The sequence below is a fragment of the Arthrobacter sp. ov118 genome (assembly GCF_900116495.1).
Taxonomy (GTDB): Bacteria; Actinomycetota; Actinomycetes; order Actinomycetales; family Micrococcaceae; genus Arthrobacter.
The window spans coordinates 18,925-30,115 of the sequence record NZ_FPAY01000014.1 but is presented as its reverse complement, the minus strand read 5'-3'; the positions used below and the strand labels follow the sequence as shown (position 1 = coordinate 30,115).

Below are 11,191 nucleotides of genomic sequence, written 5' to 3'. Positions count from 1 at the left end.
GGCGCACCTTGGTGGGTTTCCCTGGCGGCGGGCAGCCCTTGCGGGCGGCCCGCGTCAGCCGCCGTACCACCTCCCGCGCTCCAGAAGCACTGCCTTGAGCAGGTCCGCGCGGTCGGTGATGATCCCGTCGACGCCGAGGTCCAGCAGCCGGTGCATCTCGGCGGGCTCGTTGATGGTCCACACGTGCACCTGGAGGCCGTGCCGGTGCGCGCGGCGGACGAAGCCGGGCGTCACGACGCGAACGCGGCCGTAGCGGACCGGGACCTGGAGGGCCTGGACGCCATTTAGGGCGCGCCGGACCACGAAGGACATCAGCGGAACTGGCAGTACAGGCCCGAGCAGAACGAACAGCGCCGTGGACACGGTGCCGGCGGAGCCTGCGGCTGGGCGGCTCAGCTGCCGCAGCACGGCCCGACGCCGCCGGTCCGAGAAACTGGCAACAAGCACCCGGTCGTGCAGCGCGTAGCGTTCGATCGCCGAGGCCAGCGAGGCAACGGAATTCCAATCCTTGACGTCGATGTTGAGCCGGACGTCGGGGTAGGCCTGGACGAGTTCAGCTAATTGCGGGATCGGTTCGGTTCCGCCGATCCTCGCCCTTGCCACGGTCGCCGCCGGAAGATCCGCGATCCGGCCCCGCTCCGCCGTGATGCGGTCCAGGGTCTTGTCGTGGAACAGCAGCAGCACGCCGTCGGCCGTGGTGTGCACGTCCGTCTCCAGGTGCCGGAATCCGAGGTCGACGGCGGCCCGGAACGCGGCCATCGAGTTTTCCAGCCCGTCCAGGGAGAAGCCCCGGTGGGCGATCGCCAAGGGCATCATCCCTGTACCGTCCGAGGCCCGGGCACCGGCGCCCTCTTGGTCCCCGTCGCGGTTGCCGCCGTCGCGGTTGCCGCCGTCATAGTTGCCGTCACGGTTGCCGGGAGGGTCAAAGTAAGGGTGCGGGCTCGTCACCCCTGAAGCGTACCCGGACTTTGCGCGAGGGGAAGTCAGGAATCGTGCGGGCGGATTTCGACGCCGTCGCCGCAGTGCAAGAGCGTGCGGCCGCGCCCGCCGTCGAGGTCCACCCAAACAACGCTGTGGTCCGCCGTAACGGCATCCACCAGGCCGCCCGTCTCGAAGCCCGGCGCGAGCCGGACGCTGACGCGGTCACCTTGGCGCAGCTGCCTCCAATGCCCGTCCGGCTCCACCGGGTTCAAAGGTTGGTCATCCGTGTTGATGCGCTGCTTGGCCATGATTTCCCCACTATCGGTTCAACAATCTGTCACGAGCCTCCAGCCTAGAAGGCCAAGGTGAACATCAGTTGACCGTCCGCTGGGAATCAGGTGACCGGCCAAGGGCCTAGCCTGTCCGGAGGCCGAGTTCGACGAGCTTGAACTCAAGGATCTGAGCAACGCCGTCGTCGTCGAAGTGCGGCGCCTGCTGGTCGGCGGCGCGGATGGCCTCCGGGTGGCCGCTGGCCATCGCGTAACCCTCGCCGGCCCAGCGAAGCATCTCGATGTCGTTGGGCATGTCGCCGAAGGCCACCACGTCCGCGGCGCCGATGCCGAGGGACGCCGCGTATTCGGCGAGGGTGACGGCCTTGTTGACGCCGGGAAGGGACAGCTCCAGCAGGGCCATGTTCGGTGCCGAGTGGGTCGCGGCGGCCAGATGGGCGACGGCCGGAGTCACCTCGGCAAGGAACTCGTCTGCCGTGCCCTCGCGGACTATGGCCAGGAACTTCACGACGGAGTCTGTGGCCGTAAGGGTGCTGCGCAGCGGGGCAGGCTTGAACTCCTCGAGAAGCCGGCTCGAGCCGTTCTCGAGGAAACCCGGCTCCAGATGGAAGCCCGTCAGGGTTTCGGCGGCAAACAGGGCGGAGGGGCGCAACCGCCGGATGATGCGGCGTACCTCGAACATGGCGTCCAGCCCGAGCGCCCGTGCGGAGAGCATGCGGTCAGCCTCAAGGTCCCAGACCACGGCGCCGTTCGAGCAGATGACGGTGCCTGTGTGCCCGAGCTGGTCCTGCAGCGGGTGGAGCCAGCGCGGCGGGCGGCCCGTCACGAAGACCACTTCCACCCCGGCGTCACGGCAGGCGTGGAATGCCCGGACGGTCCGATCACTGATCTTGCCCTCATGGCTGAGGATCGTTCCGTCAATATCGCTTGCAACCAGACGCATACTGCCAGTCTACGTGGGCCTGTGGCGGCGGGCAGCCGCGGGGGTCGCGGGCGTGGGCAACCCGCGGACCCTCGAATTCGCCGGAACGCGTCGAGCTCGCCGTAACATTCCGGCGTCTGCGCAGGCTTCCGGCGATTCCGGTGGACTGGGCGGGCAGCCACGGGGGTGGCGGGGTCAGTGGCGTTCGTAGATCCCGGTGAGCGTGGCGCGGCCCAGGGTGTGGCGCGAGAGTTTCGACTCGAGGCTTGCCGGGGACGTGCGCTCGTCCAGACCCGAGGCCGCCACGTCCAGGGCATGGACCGTGACGACGTAGCGGTGCGGGCCGTGGCCGGGAGGCGGGGCCGCACCAACGTAGCCGTGGAATCCGCCGTCGTTCTTCAGCTGCAGTGCACCGGCCGGAAGAAGCTTGCCGCCTTCGGCTCCCGCTCCGGCGGGCAGCGACGTAACATCGGCGGGAATGTCCAGCACCGCCCAGTGCCAGAAACCGCCGCGGCCAGGGGCGTCGGGGTCGAACATAGTGACGGCGTAGCCCCGGGTTTCCGCCGGTGCGCCGCTCCAGCTCAGCTGCGGGGACTCGTCCTGGCCGCCGGCACGCATTCTGCCGCTGCGCTGGGCCGGCGGGACGGCCTGGCCCTCGGCAAAGGATTCGCTGCTGACGTGGAATGCGGGTACATCGTGGTGTGTCATGGCTGTCCTTCCGTTGTGGCGGGGGCTGCTTCCCCCAATTCCATCTGGGCGAGCTCGGCGCGCGTGGGCGGATTGGCCCCGGCGCGGGACACAGTGACGGCGGCGGCGCGCGAGGCGTGGGCTAAAAGATCGCGCAGGCTGTCGGCGGGAAGTTCGCGCAGGGCCTGACGGTTCTGTGCCCCGTCCAGGCCGAGGTCCACCACTGCGGACAGCAGCGCGGCCATAAACGAATCCCCGGCCCCCACCGTGTCCGCGACCAACACCCGCGGAGCGGCGAACTGGGCAACACCGGCGGCGTTGATGCCCCAAGGGCCCTCGCCGCCACGGGTCACCACGACCATCGCCGGTCCTTCGGAGCCGCCCAGCGCCAGCCACCGGCGGGCGGAGTCCAGGGGATCCGCGCCCGGGTAGAGCCATTCCAGGTCCTCATCGGAGGCCTTGACCACGTCGGCGAGCGCCACAAACTTTTCGGCCTGCCCGCGGGCGTAGTCCACGTCCGGGATGATGCTGGGGCGGCAGTTGGGGTCAAAGCTGATGGTGGCGGACGGGTGCGCGCGCTCGACGGCGGCAAGCACCTCGGCGGCACCGGGCGCCAGCATCGTCGCGATGGAGCCGGTGTGCAGCAGCGTGGTTCCCTGCAGGAGGAACGGCAGGCGGGCCCCGACGCCGGGGAGCTGCCAGGCGAGGTCGAACGTGTAAGTGGCGGCGCCGGCGTCGTCGACCAGTGCGGTGGCCACACTGGTGGGAAGGTCGTCGGGCGCCAGCGGGAGCAGCACGGAGCTCGATTTCAGGTGCGCTGCCAGGGCTTCGCCGTAGGCGTCCCGGCCGTAACGGCCAAGGAACTGGACCGGATGATCGAGCCGGGCCAGCCCTACCGCCACGTTGAGGGGGCTGCCGCCGACATGGGCCTGGACGCCAGAGGACCGCTGGACGACATCAACCAGCCCCTCGCCAATAACTGTGAGCATCCTCATACTCTGCCAGAGAATCCGGTCCGGTGCCCTGCGTTGCGGGCCTCCGGGGCTTAGGCGGCTGTGGTGTCCAGCTCGATTCCGGCCGCCTCTGCGTCGGCAAACCTGGCGTCGACGTGGACAACGTCCCGGCCTGCCCGTTGGAGGAGGCTGGCGGCAACCCCGGCACGGTAGCCGGAACTGCAGTGCACCCAGAGCCGCCCGGCCGGAACCTCTTCGAGGCGCAGCAACAGTTCATGGAGCGGCACGTTGACGGCGCCCACTATCCGGGCCGCGGCGAATTCGTCGGCCCGGCGCACGTCCAGGACGGCGTCCCCCGCGGCCCGGCCGGCCAGCACACCGTCCCAGCCCACGCGGGGATACGAGGCGAGGGCAGCCTGCGGCGCCAGCGCGTGCGGCTCGGAACCGAGCGCGACATCCGGGGAGTCGATGCCGATCCGGGAGAGGTCGCGGATGGCGTTCTCGACGTCCTCCTGCGACCCCACGAGGGTCAGCGGTTCACCCCACGGCAGTACCCAGCCCAGATAGGTGGTGAAGCTGGAGCCTGTCCCGTACTCGAAGCTGACGCTGCCCCTGAGGTGGCTGCTGGCGAAGGCCACGCGCCGCCGCAGGTCCACTACCCATTCGCCGTCGTGCAGCCGACGCGTGAGTTCGGCGGCGCCGAGTTCCTCGGGCACGGCCAGATCCGCGGGACCCGGCCCCCGAACGTTGGCCGGGCTCATGTGGGCGTAATAGGAGGGGTGGTCGGTGAGGTTGGCGATGAGCTGGCGGACGAAGTGGTCCTCGTCCGGGTCCGTCAGGGCATGGTTGGCGGCCAGCTGCTCTCCGATGGTGGAGGACCGGGCGCCTGTGGCGGGTCCGGAGGAGCAAAACGAGCCGAAGCCGTGGGTCGGGTACAACGCGGCGTCGTTCCCGGCCTCGGCGGCCAGGCGCCGGACCGAGGCGTATTGCTCGCGGGTCAGGCCGACGGTGTCCGCGTCGGCAACAAGATCGGTGCGGCCGACCGAGCCGTACAGCAGGCTGCCGCCGGAGAAGACCGCCCGCTTCCCGCCGTCGTCAACGATGAACGACAGATGGTTGTGCGTGTGGCCCGGAGTGGCCACGGCTTTGACGCTCAGCGAGCCCACCCGGAGGGTCTGCCCGTCGGCGACGGGCGTCCGTTCGAACCCGACGGCGTCGGCGGCGTTGACGAGGTAGCTGGCGCCGTGGGCGCGGGCCAGGACCAGGCCGCCGGTGATGTAGTCGTTGTGCAAATGGGTCTCTGCCACGTGCGTGATGGTGACCCCGGCCTCGCGGGCGGCGGCCTCAATGCGGTCCGTGTCCCGTTGCGGGTCGATCGCCAGCGCCGCCGAGCCGTCGTGGACCAGGTAGCTGCGGTCCCCGAGCTGTGGGGTCTCGATGACGATCACTTCCATGGTCCCTCCCCGGAAGATCAGCCCCGGTTGACCGGGTGTCCCTCATCCTGCCACTGCATGATTCCGCCCGTGACGTTGACCGCGTCGTAGCCCTGGTCCTCCAGGTAGGCGGTGGCCTGGGCGCTGCGGCCCCCCGCGGCGCACATGACGTAGACGGTGCCGCTGGCCGGAACCTCGTCGAGGGACTGCACAAACCGTGACAGCGGGATGCTCCTGGCGCCCGGAACCCGGACCGCGGCGTATTCGTCGTCCTCGCGGACATCGACGATTTCGGTGGCGTCGCCCAGGGCGGCCAGGTCCTTGACGGAAATACTCTGCATGCCTGTTCCTTATTCGAGGGCGCCGGGCAGCCCCGCGCGCGTATTCCAGCTTCACAATAATACCCGCTGGCGTATTAGCCTGCTCCGGCCGGGGCCCCAGCCACAACCCCGTCCCTCCCCCTGAGCCTGGCGCGCCTAGCCTGCAGCGGAGCCCTGCTGATAGACGTCCGGGATGCCGTCGTGGTCGGAGTCGATCCTTTCCTCCTCCTCTGTCCGGCGGTAGCGCGCGTTGCGGGTCCGGAGCACCGCGGTGGCGAGGAGCGCGGCCAGCAGCGAGGCGGCGAGGATTCCGACTTTTGCGTGGTCGTCATGGACCGTGCCCTGGCCGAAACTCAGTTCGGCCACCAGCAGCGACACCGTGAAACCGATGCCGGCCAGGATCGACAGCCCGCAGACGTCGATCCAGGCGAAGGAGCCGTCCAGCCGGGCCCGGGTGGTCTTGGTGATGAGCCAGGTGGTGCCAAGGATTCCGGCCGGCTTTCCGAGCACCAGGGCCAGGACGATGCCCACCGCCACGGGGTCCGTCAGGGCGGCGCCGAGGCCCTGCCAGCCGCCGACCGCCACGCCGGCGGAAAAGAAGGCAAAGACCGGGACGGCGATCCCGGCCGAGATCGGGCGGAACCGGTGTTCGAAGATCTCCGCGAGGCCCGGTCCGGCTTCGGGTCCGCCGCTGGCCCGGGAGCGGCGGACAGGCACAGCAAAACCCAGCAGGACTCCGGCCACTGTGGCGTGGATGCCTGAGGCGTGGACCAGCGCCCACGTCGCGGCGCCGAGAGGCAGCAGGATCAGCCAGGGGGCCAGCGCGTGGGTGCCGAAGAACCGGCGGAATTTCTGCACCAAGACTGTGTAGAGGCCCAGCGGGAGCAGCGCCAGCAGGAGCGGCGCGGGATGGAACTCGCTGGTGTAGAACACCGCGATGATGGTGATCGCCAGCAGGTCATCCACGACGGCGAGGGTCAGCAGGAAGATGCGCAGCGCGCTGGGCAGGTGGGAACCGATGATCGCCAGCACCGCGACGGCGAATGCGATGTCCGTGGCGGTGGGGATGGCCCAGCCCCGCAGGGTGCCTGCGTCCGCGAAGTTGACGGCGGCGTAGATGAGTGCGGGAACGGCCACGCCGCCCACGGCGGCGGCCACGGGCACCACGGATTTGCTCGGCCGGCGCAGGTCGCCCGCGACAAATTCGCGCTTGAGTTCGAGCCCGACGAGGAAGAAGAAGATGGCCAGCAGGCCGTCGGCGGCCCAGGCTCCCAGGCTCAGGTCCAGGTGCCAGGGCGCGTAGCCGATGGTGAAATCGCGCAACGCGAAGTAGCTTGCCGACGCCGGGGAGTTGGCCCAGATCAGGGCCGCCACCGCCGCGGCGACCAGCAGCGCGCCGCCCACCGTTTCCTTGCGGAGGATTTCACCGATCCGGAGTGCCTCGGCGTAACTGCCGCGGCCAAAAACGGTGAGGCGAGGGGGTGTGGGAGAAGGAGGCAGGGCGCTCATGGGGTCCTCAAAACGGGGTCGACGGAACTATGCCGACCAGACTTCCCGGCGCACCCAGGATCCAGTCTATTGGCTTTCGGCGGCCAGGGGGACGCGGCGCGGCCCAGGCCTTGGGGGGCGCCGGCGCAGGGAGGCCGGATCTCAGCCCAGCATCTGCTGCACGAGCTCACGGCATTTCCGGTAGGCGGGGGCCTTGGGATCAATGAGCGCATAGTGGTCGCCGGGGACTTTGAGCAATTGGACGGGCGCCCCGGCTGCTTTGGCCGCTCCGGCGTACGTCTCGGACTCGCTGAACGGCACGTCGACGTCGTCTGCAGTGTGAACGGCATAGACGGACGCCTCCAGCGGCACGGCACTCATCGGGTCCGCATATTTATGCCTTTTGGGGTATCTCTCCGACGAGCCGCCCAAGAAGTTGCTCACGGCGCCGTTGCTGAGGTTGAGCCGCTCGGCGGCCGCCAGGTTGAGCACCCCTGACTGGCTCACGACGCCGGTAAGGTGCACCGCACCGTCGTCATCGCCCCTGCGCGTCAGCTGTCGGTCCACCTCCGGGGCGCCGAGTCCGGCGAGCCTGCTGCGGCCCGCCGCCCAGACCGCGAGATGGCCGCCGGCCGAGTGGCCCAAGGCCACCACCCTGTCCAGCCCGAGCCCGTGTTCGGCCGCGATCTCCCGGAGCTTGTCGATCCCCGCCAGGATGTCGGCAAACGTGTTAGGCCAGCCTCCGCCGTTGCCGGCCCGGCGGTATTCCAGGTTCCAGGCGGCCATGCCGTGCGCGGCGAGGTCCTTGGCCAGAGGTTCCCCCAGCTCTGCGCCGTACTGCGAACGCCAGTACCCGCCGTGGATGACCACCACCACGCCCCTGGGCGCGGCCACCTCCGGGAGGAAAAGCTCGCCCCACTGGCTGGGGTCCTCGCCATAGTGGTACTTGTGCCTCTTCACAGCGTCCTCCTTGGGGCCCGGTGAACAGGCGACGGTGACTGCCCCCAGTGTCACCGCCGCTGCGGTAGGGGCCGTAGCCCGCTGCCGCCTTTCAGCCATGTGTCGAGCCTACAGTGGGCTCTGCGCTGCACTGTGCAGAAACCGTGCAGAGCAGGACTTGCGCGGCCGTTCAGCATCGGCCCGGCGGCGACCGGAACGTCTGCTGCGGGGGGTGCTTGCGGAGTGGTGTCGGGGGTGAGCCGTAAGCTGGGGGAATGGCGAGCAACTGGGACCGTTTGGACGCGGGCCTGCGCGGTTCCGTGCAGGAGAACGTGGAACTGTACGAGCGGGTCCGGCCTGCGCTGAAGCTGGTCACCCGGGAGGTCCTGCTCACTCTGCGAACCATGCTCAAGGACACCGAGGTCAGGCCGTTGTTCGTCACCGGCCGCACCAAGACCGTTGAGTCCTTCCGCGAGAAGATCTCCCGCACGGAAGAACCGCTGGACCCGGGCGGCCCGCGCATACTGAAGTTTCCGGACCCGTTCCGGACCCTGAACGACATGGTGGGCATCCGCGTGATCACCAAGCTGCCGGCGGAAAACGCGGCGGCGGCCAACCTGATCAAGCGCCAGCGCCAGCTCTTTGACTGCCGCGGGGACCGCGAAAAGGACATCGGCTCGATCGAGTCCGGCACCTACGGCTACTCCAGCCGGCACCTGATCCTGCGGACCATCCAGAACGAGGCTGTCAAGGAGTACCAGCAGGTCTTCAACCCCGACATTCCGCCGAACGGAAGCTATTTCTTCGAGTGCCAGATCCGCACGGTGTTCGCCCACGCCTGGAGCGAGATTGAGCACGACATCCGCTTCAAGGCCGAAGACCCCCGGGCCTGGACGCCGCACTTCGACCGCCAGTTCACCGCCACGGCGGCCATGCTGGAGACCGTGGAAAGCGCGTTTTCGGACCTGCACGACCGCTACGAGGAGGTCCGCAGTTACTGGGACCTGGACGGCGAGGGCGCCGCCCCGCTGACGCCTAACCGGATCCGCGACGTCTGGCGGACCCTGCTGCCGCACGTGGACCGGAAAGTCGACGACGACTGGGGCTGGGCCGCCGAACTGATGGCCGCCCACGGCCTGAACCAGACCATGCAGCTGGCCGGGCTGCTCAGTGCCAACCGGATCACCGAGGTCCGTGAGGCACTGGACCACCGCTACTCGCCCGGCCCGGACCGCCTGCTCGATGACCTGCTGCTGTGGCAGTACGGCACCGAACACATCGAACTCACCGCGGAGCCGGCCGACGCCGTCCCCCACCCCCGGCGCGACAGCCTGATGCGCCGGCTCAAGCAGATCGAGCGGTACCGGCTCACCCGGGGGTAGGCGAAGGCACCTGGTGGCCCGCCTCCGCGGATTCTCCCCACTTTTGGAACAACGACGCCGGGAATCGCCGGCCGTCCTGCCTGACGCGCGGGGTGCTGCCTCAAAAGTGGGGAATTTTCGTCAGGCGCGCGGGCTTACTGGCCTGCGCCGAGCTTCCCGGCCAAGCGTGCCCGCATCTGCACGCTGGCGTCGTTGAGGCCCACGATCTCCACACTCTTGCCGTGCTGTCGGTACTTCTCCGTGATGGCATCCAGCGCGGCGATCGTCGAGGCGTCCCAGAGGTGCGAGTCGCGCATGTCGATGACCACCCGCTCCGGGTCAAGGGCGTATTCGAACTGCGTGTAAAGATCGTTCGAGGACGCGAAAAACAGTTCACCGTCCACCCGGTAGGTGGCGCGCCGGCCGTCGCCGTCCTCCGTGATGGCGCGGTCCACGGTCACAAAGTGCGCCACTCGCCGGGCGAACAGGACCATGGCGGTCAACACGCCGACGCCGACGCCGATCGCCAGGTTGTGCGTGGCCACGGTGACGGCCACCGTGGCGACCATGACAAGCGTCTCGCTCTTGGGCAGCGCCCTGAGCGTGGCGGGCCGGATGCTGTGCCAGTCGAACGTCGCGACACAGACGAAGATCATGATGGCCACGAGCGCTGCCATGGGAATTAGCGAAACGACGCCACCGAGCGCCACCACGAGGATGAGCAGGAAGACGCCGGCCAGGAAGGTGGAGATCCGGGTGCGCGCCCCGGAGGCTTTGACATTGATCATGGTCTGGCCGATCATGGCACAGCCGCCCATCCCGCCGAAGAAGCCGGTGACGATATTCGCCACGCCCTGCCCCCAGGCCTCGCGGGTCTTGGATGTTCGGGTGTCCGTGATGTCATCGACAAGTTTCGCGGTCATGAGCGATTCGAGCAGCCCCACGAAGGCCATGGCCAGGGAGAAGGGGAAGATGATCTGCAGCGTCTCCAGGCTGACCGGCACATTCGGCAGGAAGAGGAACGGCAGCGAGTCCGGCAGGGCGCCCTTGTCCCCCACGGTGGGGATGTCGACGGTGCCCAGAACCGTTACTAGCGTCAGGACCACGATCGCGACCAGCGGGGCGGGGACGGCGCTGGTCAGCCGCGGCAGGCCGAACACGATCAGCAGGGCCGCCGCGGTGAGTGGATAAACCAGCCAGGGGACGCCGATCAGCTCGGGCAGCTGGGCCAGGAAGACCAGGATGGCCAGGGCGTTGACGAAGCCCACCATCACGGAACGGGGAATGAATCGCATCAGCTTCGCCACCCCGGACAGGCCCAGGATGATCTGGAAAATGCCCGCCAGGATCACAGCTGCCACCAGATAGTCCAGCCCGTGGGACTTCATCAGCGGGGCGATCACCAGGGCTACGGCGCCGGTGGCTGCCGAGATCATCGCCGGCCGGCCCCCAACGAAGGAGATGGTAACGGCCATGGTGAAGGCGGCGAAGAGTCCGATCCGCGGGTCCACGCCGGCAATGACTGAGAAGGCGATCGCCTCCGGGATCAGGGCCAGACCAACCACCAGCCCGCCGAAGACCTCGTTCTTGAGCCGGCGCGGGGACGTCAGGGCGCCCCGCACCGATTGCAGCTGCACGGGCGTGACGGCCGGGGCATCGCCGGCGGTTTTGACGGCCATCGCTGGCTCCGTTCGTGGTCAAAATGATGATCAAGGATGGTCAAGAGAGATGTTGAAGAGGGCACAACTGCGCCTCTAGCGTTCAAAAATTCTGGGGCGCTGCACTGCGCCGGAAGCTCATGCGCCGGAGGGTCCCGGCCGGAAGGGTTAGGCCGAAACGGTGGGGGCCGAATGGCGGGGAGTACGCCGCGATGGGCC

General features: G+C 68.7%; 11 protein-coding genes. 1 reads left to right on the top strand and 10 read right to left on the bottom strand.

The genetic code is table 11. The features are described from left to right. Positions 1–54 precede the first annotated feature (54 nt). The 9 genes from BM372_RS19360 to BM372_RS19320 form a co-directional block, all read right to left on the bottom strand. On the bottom strand, positions 55–816 hold the full coding sequence (locus BM372_RS19360) for a glycerophosphodiester phosphodiesterase family protein (protein ID WP_090957117.1): 762 nt from the start codon (positions 814–816) through the stop codon (positions 55–57). A 167-nt stretch (positions 817–983) separates the two neighbouring features. Next, on the bottom strand, positions 984–1,229 hold the full coding sequence (locus BM372_RS19355; protein WP_090957077.1) for a hypothetical protein: 246 nt from the start codon (positions 1,227–1,229) through the stop codon (positions 984–986). Between the two features lie 106 nt (positions 1,230–1,335). Further along, positions 1,336–2,154 carry an HAD family hydrolase gene (locus tag BM372_RS19350; protein ID WP_090957076.1) on the bottom strand — a complete coding sequence of 273 codons (819 nt, stop codon included), beginning with the start codon at positions 2,152–2,154 and terminating at the stop codon, positions 1,336–1,338. Positions 2,155–2,328: 174 nt separating this feature from the next. Next, positions 2,329–2,841: a YbhB/YbcL family Raf kinase inhibitor-like protein gene (locus BM372_RS19345; RefSeq protein ID WP_090957075.1), complete on the bottom strand. Its 513-nt coding sequence runs from the start codon at positions 2,839–2,841 to the stop codon at positions 2,329–2,331. Then, positions 2,838–3,809, bottom strand: coding sequence for a carbohydrate kinase family protein (locus BM372_RS19340; RefSeq protein WP_090957074.1), 972 nt, complete (start codon positions 3,807–3,809; stop codon positions 2,838–2,840). The genes BM372_RS19345 and BM372_RS19340 overlap by 4 nt, the downstream gene beginning before the upstream one ends. A gap of 56 nt (positions 3,810–3,865) precedes the next feature. Beyond that, entirely contained in the window at positions 3,866–5,227 is a 1,362-nt protein-coding gene (locus tag BM372_RS19335; protein WP_090957073.1) for an MBL fold metallo-hydrolase, read from the bottom strand. A 17-nt stretch (positions 5,228–5,244) separates the two neighbouring features. Further along, positions 5,245–5,547, bottom strand: coding sequence for a rhodanese-like domain-containing protein (locus tag BM372_RS19330; RefSeq protein ID WP_090957072.1), 303 nt, complete (start codon positions 5,545–5,547; stop codon positions 5,245–5,247). Positions 5,548–5,682: 135 nt separating this feature from the next. After that, entirely contained in the window at positions 5,683–7,035 is a 1,353-nt protein-coding gene (gene nhaA, locus BM372_RS19325; RefSeq protein ID WP_090957071.1) for a Na+/H+ antiporter NhaA, read from the bottom strand. 141 nt (positions 7,036–7,176) lie between these two features. Further along, positions 7,177–7,974 (bottom strand): alpha/beta hydrolase, encoded by a 798-nt coding sequence (locus tag BM372_RS19320; RefSeq protein ID WP_090957070.1) that lies wholly within the window; start codon positions 7,972–7,974, stop codon positions 7,177–7,179. Between the two features lie 254 nt (positions 7,975–8,228). Between BM372_RS19320 and BM372_RS19315 the strand changes: the two genes are divergently transcribed. Further along, positions 8,229–9,335, top strand: a complete 1,107-nt coding sequence (locus tag BM372_RS19315) for a GTP pyrophosphokinase (RefSeq protein ID WP_090957069.1) — start codon at positions 8,229–8,231, stop codon at positions 9,333–9,335. 134 nt (positions 9,336–9,469) lie between these two features. Here the strand turns inward: BM372_RS19315 and BM372_RS19310 are convergent, their stop codons facing one another. Beyond that, positions 9,470–10,993, bottom strand: coding sequence for a SulP family inorganic anion transporter (locus tag BM372_RS19310; RefSeq protein ID WP_090957068.1), 1,524 nt, complete (start codon positions 10,991–10,993; stop codon positions 9,470–9,472). Positions 10,994–11,191 lie beyond the last annotated feature (198 nt).